The sequence below is a fragment of the Paenibacillus sp. JNUCC 34 genome (assembly GCF_058269055.1).
The window spans coordinates 4800344-4819390 of record NZ_CM177770.1; the positions used below are offsets into that span (position 1 = coordinate 4800344).

Consider the following 19047-nt stretch of genomic DNA (forward strand, 5'->3'; position numbering starts at 1 on the left):
CTGATTTGAATTTAATTTATGGAAGAAAAAAGGCGGCTCCCCCTTCTGAGGAACCACCTACCGTGTTATACCCCTTTTTGCTGGCTTGTCCGAAGTGACGCCCATTTGTCTTCTAGCCACTTGTCGAATTCTTCGCCCTTGTCACCTTCGTACGTATCGTACACATCAATTCTCATCTTTTTCAATTTCTCTTTGAACTCTTCATAGCTATGTCCAACCGGAAGGCTTTTCTTGATTCGGACGAGCATTTTCGTAAGTCCCTTAACCAATTCTTCTTGTCTTCTTGGAGGCATCTGAACATCTTCGCCCGCTTCTTTCAGCTGTTGATACGCAGCCTCTTGCACTTTATAGACCGGATCGTTCATCATGCGATGCTTCAGCACATCCAGGGCCTGCGGATTGTCGATCTTGCCCAATTCTTCGACCGCTCTCAGCCGTTCCCGCCAGTCTGCTGTTCGGTTGGCTGCCGCTTTTAGTTCCTTATAGCCGTTTTCATTTGATTCGACCTGTACTTGTTCTTCCGTATTCAAAACACTTCATTCCCTTCGTTAATAGCTCTGCGAAATATCTTATATGACCCGGGATTCCGGCTCAATCCTTTACCGATCATTATGAATACAAGCATGATGAAATATACAACATTACCGGGGAGAAGTACAGGATATTCTATACTTTTTTGCTTTGGCCCGATTATTTGACAATCGATAGGCGTAACATATAAAATCAAAATTGTTTACTGGTAAACCATTTTCTAAGATAATCAATACAAATACGTTTGAAAGAAGGCGCTGTCGTAATGAACCACAATCTTACAAAACACGAAATATATCATAATTACTTGCATTTTTTACATCTCAACGAACAGAAAGCAGATCGTGATATACAGATGTTTTATAAACAGGCCGCGCAAGAGGAACTGCCGTATCTGCCTACAAATATGACAAGTCTGCATGTTATTGCGTGTATTGGCGAACATCAACCCATCAATAATATTGCCATTGCCAAAAAGATGAATCTATCGAAAGCGAATATTACGAAAATCAGCACGAAGCTGATAAAGGAAGGCCTTATTACCCGCTTTCAATCCCCTGATAACAAGAAAGAAATATATTTTGAGTTAACGTCCAAAGGGCATTCCTTATTCGAATTACATGAAAAAATTCATAAGCAAAAAGAAAAAGAATTCTATGCGTTTATCGATACATTTTCGCAATCGGAACAAAAAGTGATCCTGAAATTTTTGCAGGATATGACCCACGAATAACAGAGAATTGAAACTCTTGTTATGGATCTTCATTTAATTTTGAAATCAAGATGGGATGGTTATGATGAATCGCTTGAAATCAAACTCTTATTTTATCCTATATTTGGTATGTATCAGTGCTTTTATCGCTTCTTTGAATCAAAACATCTATTCTCCGATCATCCCTTTGATTAGGGATTCTTTCCATGTTTCCGTAACCATGGTAAACCTGTCGGTATCCATTTTCATCTTTCTTACAGCCGTGATGCAAATTATCTTTGGAGCGCTCCTTGATTTTAAAGGAACCCGGTTCGTTCTTATTTCCAGTATCCTGCTAACGGTTGCCGCCAGCATTGCTTGTGCCATTACAAGAAATTTCACCGTATTTTTTATTTCGAGGATATTGCAAGCGGTTGGGACGGCGGCGATCCCGCTTATTGCGGCAACGACAATCGGTCGGCTATTCCAAGGAAATCAACGGGGAAGCGCGATGGGAACTTATCAGATGTTATTATCCGTCGCTCCGGCAGCCGCACCCGTACTAGGCGGCTTCATCGGCGAGCGGTATGGTTATCCCGGCGTGTTCTGGTTTCTTGTAGGAGTTTCCGTCATTTTGCTGCTTATCAATTGGTTGTTCTTCCCTGAAGACGATATCGATTGCAATCAGGCTGTAAGCCTAAAAACTCTGGCGCTTCACTACACATCCATATTTAAAAATAAAGTCGGAAGCTCCGTTCTGCTTTTAAGTTTTTGCATATTCTTTCTCTATTTTTCGATTATGGTGTATTTGCCCGTTTTGTTAGCGGATCACTATCATTTGAGTTTAAAAATCGTAGGACTTCTTTATTTGCCCATGGCTTTAAGTTTAATCCTCGGAAGTATCGCATTTAAGTTTCTCCAAGCTAAAATTTCGTTCAGAAAGTTATTAGCATTTGGAAACATATTGGCGTCTTCCAGCATCCTTTTATTTGCCGTGGCTCACTTGTATACTTTAGCGGGCACGTCTGTCATTTTGGCTCTTCATGGGATAGCTGTAGGCATGCTGACCCCTCTATTTGCCACTAGAATAACGAATGAATTTGAGCATAACCGTGGAAGCGCGGTAGGGATGTTTAACTTCATCAGATATATGGGAATGGCTGGGGGGCCGGTGCTGTCCGGGCTGTTATTAAATGTTGCTCCCTCTGCGCTTGTATTTGGAGCGTTTGGCATATTGTTTGCTCTATTAAGCTATATCATGTTCATAAGGATTAAATGATCGAGCAGACACTGCCGTAGTAACAATGTAAGGGCAAAATACTCGGGGACTGTCCTGTTTATAGCGCAAAAAAGGGAGCAGTCACCGAACGCCCCCATCGTAAACCTCTTCATTCGTTCAAACTATCAGTCCATCCGTCACCATGGCTCCCTAAAGCCCTGGTGGTTCGGATTACTGAACCCATTGCATCGTACGGAACTTACGCCGGAAACGCATGAATGTCATCCTTTAATTTTTGCAGTCAAAATATTTACTTTTTATCCACATGCAGCAGGGACACACTTTTGATCGAGAACGTATCTTTAATCTTTTCCCCAGAGATGACATTAAGTGTGATCAGGCTGGCGATCTTAGAGGGATCCGGCTTGGAAAGCATGCGCCACACCTCGGGATCAGGGAGCGCTTCATACAGCTTATTATCATCGTATTCTTTCCGCTCTTGAAGAACAATCTTCGCTTTGTAGCTCCCAGCGTCCAGTTCGGATATGCCCTGCTCCTTACAATGGTCAATGATCTCACTCCGTAATTCAGTTAATTCCTGCTCTATCTCTTTCTGCTTTTGCTTTAGTTGATAATATCGCTTTAATTTACTGTCCATATTGCTCACGCTCCTCTTCATATCATATGTATGCAAAAGAGTGTGAATATAGGATTCGGCAGTCGCATGATTTTTGCGGTCTGGGGCACACTGAAACGGTATTTTAAGTACCCATTCGGGAGGCTTCGTCTATGAACCGGTTTGAGAAGGAAGAACGAGCGGAATATACAGATCTATCTACTGTCGAATCCCAACGCAACGACCTGATTCCCGAGGAATTTCCCGAAGGGCCATATGGGGCTGATCTGCGGAGTGAATCATTAGGCAAAAGCAGTCCGTGGCGCAAGGATCAACGGCCGCCCAATCCCTTTGATTATGAGGACCGTAATCTGCATATGGGCATCAAGCGGGATTTTCCCGGTGCGGACGAAACAATCCAGGCTGATCCAGGGCAAGAAAAAACTAAGTAAGGCACACGTAACCAACCGTCATTCTTTGGCCTTGACCAGCACGCTTCAGAGGGTAAAAAAACATCGGCGTCCTGTAAGGGAATGCCGATGTTTTTTGGCTTTGATCTACTTACCGCTGCAACGCATTGAGGATGTCATCCTTCAACCCCGGGAATGTGATCATTCTCTTATCTCTTTCATATAAGGAAAAATAAGGTGAAGGGCTGCTTTGCTCGTAATATCAAGTAGAAGAAACTTAGGTAACTCGAGTTATCCAGTATCGGAATGTTTTGTAGATGGGTAATGGAGATTGAAATATTTATTGGATATTAGATATTTTGATATTGTTATAGAAATCTATGACATCAGCATTGTTAGGCAGGCCGGCCACTTGTCCATCTCCTAATTCAAGAATAATCCATGGACCATTTTCAATTTTTGCAATATCCATTGTAAAAAAGCGGCTATTAATTTTTTTTGCAACCTCTATAAAGGATGATAGATCTGGCTTGAGTTCTCCATAAATCCCCTCGTCCCAATACTCAAGTGTTATTATGGGCTTACCATCCAAAAAGAAAATCCTAAATTCTTTAGACAGAGGAGATCCACTTTGTGGATGATATGATAAAAATTCTAAATTTAAAAACTCCTTAAACACTAGTCCTTCATTCAAATCGTCACTTTGTAATTCTAAAAACTTTTCAACTACTTGTAATAGTTTATTGCTATTTGATGCATCGGGAATAAAGCAAGCTTCATCCCAATCATGTTTACGGGATTTTACGTAGTCTTTTAGAATTATCGGTGATTGTCCAAATATCTTAACTAAATCTAAAACTCTTTCAAATGAGACTTCTATTTCTGATTTGTGTAACCAAACAGTTAAAGGAGTAATTTTTTTAATTACCTCATATGAATTGGGTGTATAGTGGCAGAAATTATATTCCTCGACATTATTTATTAATTCAACATTTTTATCTTTTAAATTTTTGTAAAGTTGAAGATATATTTCTCCTGCCATCATCCATCCGCGAAATATGGCTTGTTCTTTTTGTTCTTGAATTGATATTTGTTGAGTTGCCCTCGTCATGTTATTAGACGTTAGATCTTCAAAACTTATTAAACTTACATTAAACCCCAACTTTTTCGAAGTCTCATACTCCTTCTCATAATATGAATCTACTTTTTTAGGGTTAAAAGGATCTGAGCAATATATAATCCTCATTTCAGCCTCCTGATTTACACAACATGAAATACAAAAAAAATACTGCCTTGTAGCAATTTTAAGACTAACCTTTACGACATATAAAAAGTTTCTTCAGGAAAATATCCATCTATGTCGCATTTCACCAAACGTTTTGCTGCATACTTTAAGTAATGATTAGACCATGAATCATCCAAATCAGGTACGGGGCTTAGACTGGAAAAAGCTTTTGTCTTTTTATTAAAATTAATTTTCCCCAACTGATTTTTATTCGGACCAAAAAAGTAAATTACGTCACTCTCATCTTCTTTATCCTTAATTAAAAGTAAATGAGTACTCACGATACTATAACCTCCTTGTTTATGGTTTCCATCTTCGTTCAATAATATTGTTTAGTTTTTCAGTAGTCATTATTATGTCATGGGCACTTCCCGCATCCCATTTATTTATTCCTACTAATTTCTTTTCAAATATCTCATGGTTTAATAAAACAATATCATTCTCAGTAAACGTCCCCTTCTCCAACCTTTTCCATGCTTCTGCCATATCATAATCGGGATCAAACTTTCCTTTAGATCCGTCTCGTAAAATTTGCTCGTTATAAAAAACATGATTTTTTATCTCCTGAATACGATGCTCTTTCCAACCAGTATTTTTTGCTATAGATGACACATCAGTTGTACTAGACCTTATTTCAGTATACATCTGTGTTGCTATTTTTTCCTGTCGTATAAATTCTTCATAACTTAAATCCTGACCGCCAGTTTGTGCAGGTTTACTCGTCCCCGAGCTCGAATGCTCATCATCTCTACCCGAATCATGCTTCACCCCATGCCTATTCTTAACTCCAACTCTTCGGAGTGCAACTCCTCCTAAAAAAAGAGCGCCCTTCTCGCCCAAATACCCTGACATGCCCATTTGATTGATTTTATCTTGTTCTGCATTCCATTTTTCATCAAACTGTTCTCGGGTATCGCCAACATCAAAGACCATTTTGGTACCCCACACCGTCGTATCGATGATCTCTTCGACCGTTCCGATCGTTGCATCGTATGCCATCTGCCCACCGGTTCCAATCGGATCCTCAATCAGTGCCTCTGCAGTACCTGTTATTGAATCGGCTAAAATCTTCGCTCCAAACTGTACACCCTTCCAAAGTTCCTCAGCGTGATCCCCCCATGTTTTAGGCTTGTCTTCTACCACTCCTGAGCCTGATCCTGATGCTGGAATGACTGGAGCCATACATCTTGGATCTAATTCACCGGTCTCGTTATCTACCGCTAAAAATTTATAAGCGATGTCTTTCAATTCCTGACTAATCACCCGCATATGCTCAATCGTCAGTTTCATCTCGCTACGCGCTCCCTGGAAATCTGCAAAAAAACGCTGTCTCGTCGCTCCGTCCCAGGTAAACATCATCATTGAGATTTGTGTATTCAATGTGTTTTTTGTCATTTCTAGGTGATCCGAAGCTCTTGCAAATTGATCCGACACGGCCAACAACACCGTTGGGGGAACAAGTATCTTGGACATAGATCAACCTCTCCATCATTAGCCAATATCTTATTTTACATGTTTACTAATAGATGGAAAAGGTTCCTGGGTCCTTCACTTCTCACTATATTCATGTTAACAGAAGGCATCAGAAATCAAAAACGTTGCCTTATGGGTCCCTCTTCCTATCGGAGTTTGAGTAACTTATGTAGATCATTCCAGGAACGAGAAAAAACCCACTTAGGCGCATGCCTCAGAAGTGAGTTATTTCGTTATTATTTCTCATTCAATCTCCTTACATTCAAATTCAAGATATAGTTGTACTTGCTTGCATGCTTCAATTCATCCGTTAAAATTTCAAACACCATATCCCGGAAATAATTATTTGGCATACCCGCTTGTATATTACGGTAACGTTCTACTGCCGCAAGCTCTCCAAACAACGCTCTTCGAATTCCTTCAACGTAAGAACTTGGTTTTTCGAAACTTATTTCTGTTGGAGCTGTAATCGTCTTACCCGTAAGATCCTGATAAATACTGCGAAACATTTGATTATGCTTTCGTTCATCATTACGAATACTTTGGATAATCTCTTTTTCTTCTTGGGAAGGTGCCACTGATATCAAATAATCGTAAAACAATTCGTCCTCTCTTTCACCCGATACAGCCTGTTCAATAAGAATCAGAGCTTCCTCCGGCGATTTATAGAAAGTTGGCTCTTTCCTCATATTTCTACAATAATAAATCGGTGAATCATTCATCGACTTCGATCGTGGTCTCGTTTATAAAGAAAAGCGACAACCCATTAAGGGAGTCGCATTATTTCAACGCATGATCTGCTAGCCCTCTAACTCTTTTTCTTCAAAAGATGAATATACCATTTCAATCCGGCGTTATGGTTAAACAAGCTCACCTTGTCTACTACATCAAACAGTCCGCACTGCTCCATCTCTTCGATTTTATATTCTACCATTGCATAGTCCGGATCCAGGGTGTTTTTGTGAGAGTATAAGGAAGATATGATCACGCCATCCGTAGTCAGGTAACGTGAGTAATCAAACAGCTTGCTGGGCGTATTCGGTACGTATTGCAATGATTCATTAAAAATGATGACATCGTATTGCTTTGTAGGAACATATTGATTAATGTCCCCACTATGGAAAATGCGCTTAGATGTTTTACTCGACGCTATTTTAATAGCTTCCTCCGAGAGGTCCACACCTGTATAGACATCCTTCTCGCTGTCCAAAAGCATATCGTACAATATACCGGTGCCACACCCCATATCTAAAATGCCCTCATCTGCAACAAACTTTCTTATGTACCCGTAGACAATTGAATATCTGGCATATTCCGTGATATCCGATAAATAACTCCACATATTAGATTTGTACTCTTCATCCCATTGCTGTTGACTGCTCTCGATATAATCCTGAATTTTCGCATTTTCCATTTTCGATTCCTCCCACAATTTAATGAATGTACGGCAAAGAAAGAATTAAGAGGAAATAACATGGTGTTTTTCTTCTTTATAATAGTGTTGCAGTTATTTTATGTCAATAAATTTCCAGCATATAGGGAAAAGCCGATCGAATGCCAGACCCTTGGTCTTAGATTCGATCGGCTTGCCTTATACATTTAAACCATTATTCAGTTACATAATTCAATAATCGATATAGGAATACGGCTGCTTCAGCACGAGTGGTGTTATTGCGTGGATGGATCATATGTCCATCACCTTGAATCAGACCCTGCTCAATCATGCCCGCAATACTGTCTGCCGCATAACCGGATATGCTGTTTGCATCCTTAAAACCATCAAGCGCTGCCGGATCTCCCGCGATCTCTGTTGCTTTTGCCACCTTCAACGCCCGAGCAGCTATTACCATCATATCTTGTCGTGTTATTTTTGCTTTCGGTTCTAATCGCTCCCCATCAACACCGGTAACGATGTTCAGCTGCTTCGCGATGGATACAGCATCGAAATAATAATCCTGTGGTTTAACATCTGTAAATGTATCACTTGCTTCCGCCTTTAAATCAAGTGCTCTGACGAGCATCAGAATAAAATCTGCTCTGCCCACTTGCTCACCAGGGCTGAATATCCCATCCGATGTTCCCTTCACAATCCCCAATGCAGTTAATTGATCAATGGCTTCCTTAGCCCATAAATGATTGCCAAGATCCGTAAATTGGGATACAGGTTGATCATAATATACCGCATATGTGCCTGTATGGTCCGTTTGGAAGCGGATGAGCTTGTCGGAAGCTGAATATATCGCTCCCTTCATAGCTGATGCTACACCTTGATCGTTAATCGACAATATACCGATTCTAGTCCCGATCTCTTTGCCAGCAACTAAATACGGAACAGTGACGGTAATTGGAGCCTTTTCATTTTTCCACTGAATCAGCTTGCCATCCAGCATGGCCTCCAAATGAATAATAGGTCTGTTACCTATTTGAACTTGTGCTTCTGAGCTTATTGTTTTTCCATCCCGATCACCAATAACAAAACGAAGCTGCTTGCCAAGCCCTTCTGATTTTGTCAGCATCTGTCCGGAAAGGACAATTGATGCTTTCGGTGTGATCACTTCAATAAGCAGATTAGGATACTCGGACAAGAATATTGCAGGAAGATCCAGCGCATAGTTCGCTGCCTCCCCATTTTTCTTAATCTCTATACTTAATTTCTGCTTACCTGCTTGATCAGCCTTTGCCTGAGCTAACGCCTTTCGTACTTCCTGCTCACTCAAAACACCAATTGCCGTTTTTCCATCGGAATCGAGCTTGGAGCTCAATACTGTTTTTACAGAACCATCCGGTTGGCGCTGGAATCCATCTGGAGTTGGAGAAGGAGTTCCACCACCGCTATTACCTCCACTATTACCACCACCATTTCCTCCGCCGCCTCCATTGTTGCCTTCGTTGCCATTGCCTTCGCCAGGGTTTCCTTTCTTATATTCAAAAGTAACTTTTTCAGGCACACTCATCTCGTCTGTTGACAGATACGCTTCGTAGGTTCCCTCTATTCCAGTCTTAAGCGTAAATGCAAATTGGAAGCTTCCGGCTTCTGTACTTGTCGTTTGACCTTCGTGATCCACTTTGCCTTTCGGATTAAGCACTTTCAATTGAACCTTTTCAAGGCCGCCATTCATGACTAACCCATCTATCGTAACTTTTTTCGATGCTGCGTCTATTGCCGCTTTCAAGCCTTCAATCGCTTTGATCTCCTCAGCTCCGGAGAGACTATACACACCAAATTCATAGAAGGAATATCCATAATCCGTCGCTCTTTCAATTCCTTGAAATTTAATGTATCTAGCCTTAACCGGATCAAATTGAACCGTTTCTTTTCCATCATGTGCTGTAATGATTCCATCATTCTCACTCACAGCATTTGTCCAGTTCTGCTTATCGCTTGATACAAGTAATCTATATGTCTTAGCACGAGCATACTCCCAATCGATTCTTACCGTATCCATCTCCTTCACTTCACCGAGATCAACCTGGAACCACGAATTGTTAACATAGTCACTCGCCCATCTTGTAGCAGCGAATCCATCCACTGCTTTTGCAGGTGCATAATTCGGATTGGCGCCTTCTATCGATGATGCTTCCACAGTTTTATTTGTAGCGACACTCCCAATCAGGTAATAGACTCCTTCCTTCAGTGTGCTGTAAGCGCTATCAGAAATGATATGATCTCTCTTCAACAGCTCCATCTTTGCATTAAATCCTTTGAGATATTTGACAACCTTAGCTGCATCCGCGCCTTCGTAGCGTTTCATCATTTCCAAATAATTGTTCAAAGAACGAGCCGCTTCAGCATTCGTAAATTGCTGCTTCTCCTCGAAGCGGTTAACTAACGTTTTCAAACCGTCAGCATTCGTGGATGCTTCAATGACATATGAGGTTTTCATCGATTTACCTGCTGCTACGGTTATGATCAGTTCATGTTTTCCTGACTTACCTGCCAGATCAATGACCGTTCCTTCGGTATAGGCTTTGCCATCAAACGTTGCAGTCACTTTAGTCAATCCGCTTCCATCATCATTTTGGACTTCCCATGTGAATTGAACCGGCTCCGTATCCGGTATGACGGCTCCGCTTTGAAGCGTTTTTCCGTTCATTTGTACTACCGCCTCTGGTGGAGCGGCATTGTTTTTTTCATATGTTCCATTCACGAATTGATAAAGCCATTCATACAAAATACGTGTTGAAGGATCCGTACTAACAGCTGTATTGAAAACAGCATTATTCCCTTGGTAGTAGGCTTTAAAACCCTTTTGCATAAGCCCCGTTTCTACACCACTGTTCAAATAATCAATAAACCGTTCACGGAATACAGCATCTGTAAGCATCCGATCATCAAACTCTATTTCATTGCTCATCCCATACTGTTTCGCTATGTTCGCGGCGTCTTCCAAACGGTCATAACCCAGTTCTTCAAAGAAATAATTAGGCTGGAAGGCTACGGCATCGAACCCGACATCCTTCCACATGTAGCTTTTGTACGCCAGGGAGTGCGGTATCCAGAAAAACTTCAGATTTTTGTTATGAACTTTTACACTTGTCGATTGAAGCAGATCCGGACCTTTCTCACTTGTACTGATTTGTTCTGCCAGCCAGTACATTCCCACAAGCTCAAGATTGGAATAATTCGCTGCTCCCCATCTTTCTTCCACTTGATCCAACCACCATTGAATCGCTTTTTCCCGGTTAGAAAACGCTTTCTCTTCTTTGACATCTGAAGCATTAAAGTTTAGAGGTTCACCATCTATAACTCCGAAATCCCTCACATACTCACCTGGATCTGGAATCATCAAAACAACCTTTTCTTTAAAATCTGGCTGATCGAGCTTGGCTCCGACTTCCTTTGTTGCTTCATTTAATTGCTGCATATCGCCTGCTACGGCAAAGGTCTTATCCAGATACCACTGCCATTCTTTCAGAGTGGCTCCTGTGCTCGGACTGAATCCCCCATCAAATGCTAGGCCATTCGGTGCAGCAAGACCGAGATAAAGAACACCGTCAAAGAGCCAATCCACCGGCTCCCCTGACTGATCTACATAACTGATATTAGGAATAATCCGGTCCTTCTTCCAAGTTCCCAAATCATTCGGATAATGTCCGTTATACAGTAAATTGAGATTGCGAATGCCTCCTGTGGCTTCACCCGGTTCTAAGAAGGCTGGTTGCTCAGCCGGAACCGTCACCGCTCCTTCAAGCTTCCCGTCAGCACCCATAATTTCAATTTCATCAATGAAACTCCACGCCCTCGTATGCATCGAAAAGGTTACCTTTACATAACGGGCATAAGCCATGCTCGCATCCAAATTTCCGCTTCGAATTCCGTCTGTTGCCCCATCCCACTCATACACCTCTTCTCTTGGTGGTCCGTCCCCCCAAAGAAGCTGAGTGGCGTTGTGTGAAAGCGTTCCCCAATTTTCCTTGTCGTCAGAGACGTACATCGAGACCGTCAACGGAACCAACATAGAGTTCGTAGGCCAATCTTGCATAAACCGGGCTTTAATGTTCGAGATCGACTTTGGCTCGCCCAAGTCAAACACGACTTCGCGTGTCTTCTTCTTCACATGCCCTACCCATGCCGGATCCGACATTTTCAGTTCGCCATGTTTGCCATCAGTCAACTTATTGCTATCGTCGGGATACGCGGCGTCAGGTGCTTCAGACCATTCATAATTAAGCCCTAGAGCAAGATTATGAATATCTGACTGTAACCCATACACTGCAGGGATCACCCCTTCTACACCCTGCACCGGTGCCAGATCTTCCGCTTGGACTTCAGGATCTGATACTTCTTCATCTGGATTTGTCGCGTCATTCTCACTTGGTTCGCCTGGAAGAACCTGCTCTTCCGTTGGCGTTGGCAGATTTCCCTCCTCCGCTTGCACTGCCGGAACAAGTGTCAACAATAAGCTCATAATCATTACAATCGTTGCCCATTTTCTATACCATGTCATAAACGCCCACTTCCTTCCTATTCTTTATGATGTAACAAGCTTAATCCGATGATCTTTCATCCTTTCCACCTATTATTTTTAAAGCTTTAGATGCGGCTTTACAGTAACATTAAGAAACTTAACCCTTGTTTTAAAGAGATAAGTTATTACTTTTCATATACACTTGTTTACCTGTCGCTTAAGAACGATAGCTTGAGCTACAATAGCTCACACTGATTTGAAGTTTTTAAGACCACAGAGGTAAGTAAATATTGAAAAAAAATGCAGCAAGATGAAGATAGAAAAAAAGAAGGATACACTGTAGCTTTTAAATGAGGTGATGACAGTGTATAGAAGTGTACTGAAGAATCGAATGACATTGTATTATTTGGCGGGAGCAGGAATTTCCCAATTAGGAAATGTTATTTCAGGACTTGCTTTCCTTTTTTTATCTTATGAACTAACGCAATCCAGCATTCTGACCACAGTTATAGCTATAACACAAGCTACTCCATACCTTTTATTCGGACTAGCTGGTGGAGTAATTGCTGACTCTGTAAACAAAAAACGTTTATTACTGTGGATAGACATCATACGAGTACCTATTATTCTTTCATTGGTCTTTATTTATCAAATGAATCTCTTAGGTTTTTGGCATTTAATAGTTGTGAGTTTCATAATTCAAAGTCTAGGGTGTTTTTATAATCCAGCATACAGAGCTGTATTGCCTCTCATTACTTCTATAGAAGATCGAACAGCTACAAATAGCTTATTTGATATTGTAACAAGAGGTGTACAAATGCTTGGACCAATATTTAGTATTGGTCTGTTAAATTCAGGACAAATAATTCATTTCTTCACAATTGATGCCTTAACGTATTTAATCAGTGCATTTTTCATCTTAAAACTACATTGGAAAGAAAATAACGATACTACGGATAACCTATTGAATACAACTGACAGTATTTTTAGTTCTATAAAAGATTTCCTTAACTGGGTAAAAGGTGAATATACTATCAGAACATTGTTGTTTGTAACTTTTTTGATTGTGTTCTTTAATACTTGGGTATGGCAGGTCGGATTATTGTTACAACTAATAGAAACCCAAAATAATGGTGAGCAACTTTACAGTCTTCTAATGGGGTGGTATGGTGCTGGTGTGATTACAGTCAATATCGTCATCCCTTTTCTTTGGAAAAAGCTGACCCTCAGGACTTATTTAATCGGTTCTATTGTATGGGGTGTTGGTATACTTGTATTAGGATTTGCAACTCATCTGTCAACCTATTATATCGGTATACTAATCGCAGCTATTGGGCTTCCTATTTCTGGTTTAGCACGGGTTTATCTTATTCAAACATTGATACCAATAAATAAATTAGGCAGAGCGTTTAGTTTTAATGCAGTTCTCTTATATGGTTCTAATGTGCTTTCGTTGAGCTTGTTTGGCGCACTATCCTCTCTTGTAGAAATTCGGTATATTTTTGTTTTTTGCGGAAGTATGATGGTTATCGGCTCATTTGTCTATTTATTTCGTGTATTTCCCTCGAAAAAAACTGGGCGTGATTCCGTAGAGACGTTTAAATAATTGATTATAAACAGAGATAGTAGAAAACCCACAACTATATGAAATATCTGCAATAGTTTTCTTGGTATTGATAAGCATTTCTTGACTTCTGATAATGCGATATAATTGAAGCCACGAAAAGGGAGAAATTCCAATGTACTCCTTAAAAAGATGGGCAAATTGAAATTTGCTTATATCTAAAACCCCTGCCATTTCATCTAGGCTCCAAGCATGTTGGAAGTCTTCTTTTATAACGTTCATCGTTTTGTATAGTGCAGGGTGAATTTCTTTAAATGGTTGTATGTTAATGTCAGACGAATGTGTACCAATCATAACTTTAAGTATAATTAATGCTAACTGAGTGAAGCTATGGTCTAAAAATAACTCTAATGAATGACTTTCGTTTACTTCTTCTATTTGTACATAATCATTTATAAAATGGACCCATTGCTGGATTAATGGATGTTTTTGAGCAGTAAGAGCGAAAGAAATATCATCTTTAATAAATGAAATATCAGCCGTCAGTTGATTAAAAAATCGTGGATCAAGCTCTATTAAAAATTTATGATCATCTACTGAAATTTGTTTATGCATATCATTCGGGTTAAAAAGAATAAATTCATTTTTAGATAAGAAAATGTCGCTTCTCTCGGTCTGGTAATACATAGATCCTTTCATAGAATAGATAAGCTTATAAGAATAGTCGTTTCGCCATTTACTCTCGCATTTTTTTTGATTTGTGGACAATAACAAACCCTGTGTAGCTTGTAAAACGATAGACAATTAAATCACCATCACTATACTGAAGTTTTACATTATAGTTTACCATGTCAAATATGATTATGATGCAATATCTAATTTTTTGGGAATGGGTCTTGATATAAAAAGTGAGCTCAGCCTGGGATTGTACGCAAAAAAACGCACGCCAAGCCATTTCATGGTTAGCGTGCGTTTTATTATTTAGTTCCACATTGGTTGACCAGCGGTTTGATACCAGTAGAATCGCTATTCAGACAAGTGAGTCCTCTATTTTTTAATATATTTAACCATCTTTTCGTTCACGAGTACTTCACTTATATGATCAACAGCGACCTCTTCGCTTAAAGAGACGATCGCATAGTAGATCTGCTTAGGGGTAGGCTCAATTGTATCCTGGGCGTTATCGTTATCAGCATCTGTTTCGCCCGAGGGAGATGGCGCTTCTCCCTGCGTTGTGTCGTTCGCTGCCGTCTTGTCCGTCCCCATGCTGTTCCCTGAAGGGTTTCCCGAAGAATCTCCAGCCGGTGTCTGGTCCCCGTTCCCGTCTAACTCGGTTTGAGGTTCTGCGTCTCCGGCTTCTCCCTTCACCGATGTCGGTTCCTCCGTTCCTGCACCGGTGTCTTGAGAACGATCCGACGACCCTGCATCCGAACGGCCTTCATCATCGCTTGCTCCGCTTCCCTCAGAGCAAAGATGCTGCACTTTAAAATCCGTATAACTCTGCTCCTTGCCGTCCATCAGCTTCAAAGTAATCGTGTCCGTTTGGAAGGCGGCGCACTCCGCCTCTGTTCCGAACTCGAATACAAGCTCTGTCAGCGGCTTCAATTCGCCATCAACGAAATCCTCAGTTAGCTGTGCGTAAACCTGCGGCTCCTGCTTCTCTACTGCTTGCTGCGGCGGCATCGGCTCCGTACCAGGCTTTCCTGTCACGGCCGGCTCGCCTCGGTCAAAGATGCCGAACGCTGCCATTCCTCCGACAATCCCCCCGCCAACCAGGACAATGGCCATGAGCCACACAAGCAGCTTCCGGTTACGATGCAGCCATCTCACGAGCGGCGGAGACAGCTCGCGGCGTGCCTTGTCGTAGACAGCTTGCAGCGGCGCGCCCGCCTTATCGAAATAAAGTTTCCGGTTCATCCGGTGTTTGAATGCGTCCCTGTCATATTTCTTGAAATAGGCTACCAATGCCGACGCATATCCCGGCTCGAGCTTCTTCCCTTTCAAGAAGAAACGCTTGTTCTTCGACCAGTTTATAAATTTATAGACGATCTCTTTGTCAGAGGCATGCTGCTGCAAGTAATGAAGCAGTGATCCATACTCGATCATGCCGCCGTCGATACCGCGATAGAAGGCAAGCACCAGCCGGCCAAAATTGGCCTGTTCGAGATCGTCCTGCAGCCAGCGGCGGCCGAGCTTCTGCAGCCGATCCATCTCTGCCGGTGACAATCCGTCGAACAGCAATTCATCCGGATCTTTGTCGTGAAACCAACGGTACGCAGACAGCATAACCGCTGCGTTCGACTCCACATGCGGCGGAAAACGGGTCGCCCATTGTCTAACTTCATCCGGGTATGCCAGGAAATCGATCTGCAGGATTGCATCCTTGTGTACCTGCTCCAGTTCGAGCTCTGTCAGCAAGAACACATTCGCTTCATAGGACAGCAGTTTCAAGAATGATAGCATCGATTCACTCGCCGAATGGCTCTTCTCCTCGAACAAGCGGTCGATCATATCGAGCACCTTATTCACAGCCGACACCGGCTCCACCTCATGCCGGAGCTTCTCCATCAGCTGTCCAGTGGTCAGGTCAATAAATTCCTTCGTGTCTAGAAGGATCGGATGCTGGCTGGACCAATGCAACGCCAACTTCACGACCTCCTCGGCCCGGGTCGCTTTTTGGAACTTCCGCTGCATAAACGGGAAGAAAAGCGAAATCGTCTTGCCGCCCCGCAGCAGCGCAGCGAAGAAGGCCTGGCTGACCCTGCCACTGCCCTCAATAAGATCATAGTAAGCTTCCATCCACTCGCGGTTCTTCTCCTTGCTTGCCTCGTACAAGCTTCGGATTAAATATCCGAGCAGATCGCTTCCCAATCCCGCCGTTCCCCCGGCAATTGCTTCGTACTCGATGAAGCACTTCACAATATTCGGATCTGGCGCCTGTCCCTGCTGCACCCGTTCATATTCGCGTTCGAAGCAGTCGCGGAACAGCTTTTGCAGCCGCGGCTTCGCAAGGGTAGCCTGGGCGGGCTCCAAATAGCCGAGCATGGAACGGAGTACGATGTTTCGATTCTGCATATATAAGGAAGCGTTGCCTCCTTCAATCTGGTACAAGACGGCAAGCTCGTGGTAGCTCACAATCGCCGTATACTGCTGCGAGTCCATCCCTTGCAGCAGCTGTTCCGCAAAGTCATAGAACGCTTCAGCCCGCTCCGGCAGCGAGAGATTGTTCCAGGCAAAGTTCAGGTAAGGCTGCTTCGCCAGGTCGATATCGACATTCGTAACCCGCCGAGAAGCCAGATCGAATGTATAATCTTTGTCGATTTGACGATCATTGGGCCGCAAGCTTCCGCGTTCAACGAAGGTGAGATGAATCCCCTTCAGGCTCTGCGGATCCTTCGAATATGTAAGCAAACCCAGAGCGCGGCGGTACGCGTAAGGGAGGCTACCGTATAACACGCTAGCGAGTTGTATTGCGCACTCTGTCAACGCCTCCAACTCAACATCGAGCGCCACGAACACCTTGCGCCTTGTAACGATGGACGACATGACGGCGAACAGCAACTGCTTGAACATCTTCTCGTCGATCCCTAAGCTAGCGAGCAGAGCGGATGGCGAGGCCGTATGATGCACTTCCGCTTCAACAGGAAGTTGCTCCAACTCGGGCAGTTCCATGCCTTGCTCGATGTCATAGCTGCTGGCGAAGGCGGTTCTCAGCAAGCCTGCATAGTCTTTTACCGCCGCAGCCCTTTCGACAGGAATGATGTAGTTATGAGTGAAGAAAGCGCTGCGCAAGCCGGTAAAATCGGCTGCCTGATAAATGCTACGGCCCAGGACGAGCTGTCCCGAGTCACCGTGAAACAGATGCAGCGCCTGCGGATAGCGAGCTTCATCCTTTTCGCCTTGCGACACCAGTTCTGTAGGCGCATCGTAAACACAGAATGGGTGCAGCACTTTTTTGATGAACCCAGTATCGAGACCTGCCGACTTCGCAATCGTGTCAAATCCTTCGTTCGGACGGAAAATGCCACTCCGCTCCCGTGTGTACATTTGCTGCTGGATGCGAGAGGATCTGTTCGCTGTCAATGCTGCTCTCTCCCCTCGATATAATTCAGTTGATACAGCAGCCATATGAACGGCTCATCGACCCGTATCGGGCTTACAACACCTTGCAGCTTCTGATTGACCGGGTTGCTGCCGAGTGCGGACACAGCGAAGTAGGACGTATTCGAGAAGTAGACATCCATCGTGCCTTTGAACGGACGGTCCACCTTCTCGATAAAGCGCCGCATCTCACCGTCGATATTGTTGGATTCGGTCAGATTAAGATATTTGCGATGAATCATATTATGAAAAATATTACTATTTCCCTTTATATAATCGCCGTCCTCATCTTTCAACGCATGCAGCATATCGCTTTTCGTCAGCACGACCGCCGTCGGAATGTCGGTCTTGTTTTTCTCTTGATAGGCGATGAAATCGCCGAACATCGTCAGCACAACATCACGCGGTTCATCGTATTGCGGTATCCACTCGTCAGATCCGCCGCCGTATTGCATGCGTATTTTTTCACGAATGGAGCGAATTTGCAGCGGATCAATCATGAATAAGATGCCTGCTGAATTTTTGATATGCTGACCATGCAACCCGAGATAATCTTGATCGACCATTCCTTCTCCCGCGACATCAAAAAACACCAGCGTCAGCGGAGGTTTCGACTCATCCTTAAAGACGAATTGAAAAATAAACGGCTCCTGCATCTTCTCCTTCTGTGTCGAAGCAAGCAGATCACCGCGTTCGAAAAGCGGCTCCTCGTACATCTGACGAAATTTGCGGCTTATCTCCGCATTGAGCGGCATGCAGGCGGCATCGAAATTATCCGCCGTACTATGCTGAAGCGTATGAATAAGCGAAGTCATGTAAACCGACTTGCCGACCTGGGAAGCCCCGATAATGGATATAATATTACTGGGCACCTTCCCGGCCGTCACCGGAAGCTCGTTATGGCAATGCGGGCACAGTCTTCTGCGCGTAACGACTCCATACCGGTCGTTCAATCCAATCAACACATGATCGGAATACAGATGGTGCTCCTCTGGAATATCTCGCGGATCGATGACCGCCTCCATATCATAGACGGTATCGAGGCCGAAGCGGTCCCGGTATTTGTTAAGCTTCTCATCCTCCTGCATCGCATAATCCTCATCATCCTCGCGATGGTGCGCCGCACGAAACACAACCTCTTCCGGCGAGAACTTGCTGAAGCAGTACGGACACACGATATCATAGAACAGCGGTTGCGACTTCGGCTGCGGTTTGCGTTTCAGAAAATCAAAAATCCCCAAGTGTCTT

The 19047-nt window shown here is 43.1% G+C and carries 15 protein-coding genes; 4 read left to right on the plus strand and 11 right to left on the minus strand.

Annotated elements, in window-relative coordinates; translation table 11 throughout:
* Positions 1–65 precede the first annotated feature (65 nt).
* On the minus strand, positions 66–530 hold the full coding sequence (locus AC2TF5_RS22450) for a HEAT repeat domain-containing protein (RefSeq protein ID WP_491299335.1): 465 nt from the start codon (positions 528–530) through the stop codon (positions 66–68).
* 266 nt (positions 531–796) lie between these two features.
* On the opposite strand from AC2TF5_RS22450, the gene AC2TF5_RS22455 reads away from it, so the two are divergent.
* Both AC2TF5_RS22455 and AC2TF5_RS22460 read left to right on the plus strand, forming a co-directional pair.
* Entirely contained in the window at positions 797–1264 is a 468-nt protein-coding gene (locus AC2TF5_RS22455; protein WP_491299336.1) for a MarR family transcriptional regulator, read from the plus strand.
* A gap of 64 nt (positions 1265–1328) precedes the next feature.
* On the plus strand, positions 1329–2501 hold the full coding sequence (locus tag AC2TF5_RS22460) for an MFS transporter (RefSeq protein WP_491302972.1): 1173 nt from the start codon (positions 1329–1331) through the stop codon (positions 2499–2501).
* 250 nt (positions 2502–2751) lie between these two features.
* Here the strand turns inward: AC2TF5_RS22460 and AC2TF5_RS22465 are convergent, their stop codons facing one another.
* The gene (locus tag AC2TF5_RS22465; protein WP_491299337.1) at positions 2752–3099 is read right to left on the minus strand and encodes a hypothetical protein; all 348 of its coding nucleotides are present in this window, start codon (positions 3097–3099) and stop codon (positions 2752–2754) included.
* Positions 3100–3230: 131 nt separating this feature from the next.
* On the opposite strand from AC2TF5_RS22465, the gene AC2TF5_RS22470 reads away from it, so the two are divergent.
* The gene (locus AC2TF5_RS22470; protein ID WP_491299338.1) at positions 3231–3509 is read left to right on the plus strand and encodes a hypothetical protein; all 279 of its coding nucleotides are present in this window, start codon (positions 3231–3233) and stop codon (positions 3507–3509) included.
* A 298-nt stretch (positions 3510–3807) separates the two neighbouring features.
* On the opposite strand, the gene AC2TF5_RS22475 is transcribed toward AC2TF5_RS22470, so the two are convergent.
* From AC2TF5_RS22475 to AC2TF5_RS22500, 6 genes are all read right to left on the minus strand, one after another.
* Complete coding sequence (locus AC2TF5_RS22475; protein WP_491299339.1) at positions 3808–4713, minus strand: ATP-grasp domain-containing protein; 906 nt, start codon at positions 4711–4713, stop codon at positions 3808–3810.
* Positions 4714–4784: 71 nt separating this feature from the next.
* Positions 4785–5033, minus strand: a complete 249-nt coding sequence (locus AC2TF5_RS22480) for a hypothetical protein (protein WP_491299340.1) — start codon at positions 5031–5033, stop codon at positions 4785–4787.
* Positions 5034–5052: 19 nt separating this feature from the next.
* Complete coding sequence (locus AC2TF5_RS22485) at positions 5053–6225, minus strand: WXG100 family type VII secretion target (RefSeq protein ID WP_491299341.1); 1173 nt, start codon at positions 6223–6225, stop codon at positions 5053–5055.
* Between the two features lie 236 nt (positions 6226–6461).
* Positions 6462–6947, minus strand: a complete 486-nt coding sequence (locus tag AC2TF5_RS22490; protein WP_491299342.1) for a ferritin-like domain-containing protein — start codon at positions 6945–6947, stop codon at positions 6462–6464.
* Between the two features lie 86 nt (positions 6948–7033).
* Positions 7034–7639, minus strand: coding sequence for a class I SAM-dependent methyltransferase (locus AC2TF5_RS22495; RefSeq protein ID WP_491299343.1), 606 nt, complete (start codon positions 7637–7639; stop codon positions 7034–7036).
* Positions 7640–7832: 193 nt separating this feature from the next.
* Positions 7833–12173 carry a DUF4855 domain-containing protein gene (locus AC2TF5_RS22500; RefSeq protein ID WP_491299344.1) on the minus strand — a complete coding sequence of 1447 codons (4341 nt, stop codon included), beginning with the start codon at positions 12171–12173 and terminating at the stop codon, positions 7833–7835.
* 319 nt (positions 12174–12492) lie between these two features.
* On the opposite strand from AC2TF5_RS22500, the gene AC2TF5_RS22505 reads away from it, so the two are divergent.
* On the plus strand, positions 12493–13740 hold the full coding sequence (locus AC2TF5_RS22505; protein ID WP_491299345.1) for an MFS transporter: 1248 nt from the start codon (positions 12493–12495) through the stop codon (positions 13738–13740).
* Here the strand turns inward: AC2TF5_RS22505 and AC2TF5_RS22510 are convergent.
* The 3 genes from AC2TF5_RS22510 to AC2TF5_RS22520 form a co-directional block, all read right to left on the minus strand.
* A complete protein-coding gene (locus AC2TF5_RS22510) occupies positions 13681–14502 on the minus strand; it encodes an AraC family transcriptional regulator (protein WP_491299346.1) in 822 nt (273 codons plus the stop codon). The genes AC2TF5_RS22505 and AC2TF5_RS22510 overlap by 60 nt on opposite strands.
* A 243-nt stretch (positions 14503–14745) precedes the next feature.
* The gene (locus AC2TF5_RS22515; protein WP_491299347.1) at positions 14746–17781 is read right to left on the minus strand and encodes a GAP1-N2 domain-containing protein; all 3036 of its coding nucleotides are present in this window, start codon (positions 17779–17781) and stop codon (positions 14746–14748) included.
* On the minus strand, positions 17778–19040 hold the full coding sequence (locus AC2TF5_RS22520; protein ID WP_491299348.1) for a TRAFAC clade GTPase domain-containing protein: 1263 nt from the start codon (positions 19038–19040) through the stop codon (positions 17778–17780). Before AC2TF5_RS22520 ends, AC2TF5_RS22515 begins: the two co-directional genes overlap by 4 nt.
* Between the last annotated feature and the right edge of the window lie 7 nt (positions 19041–19047).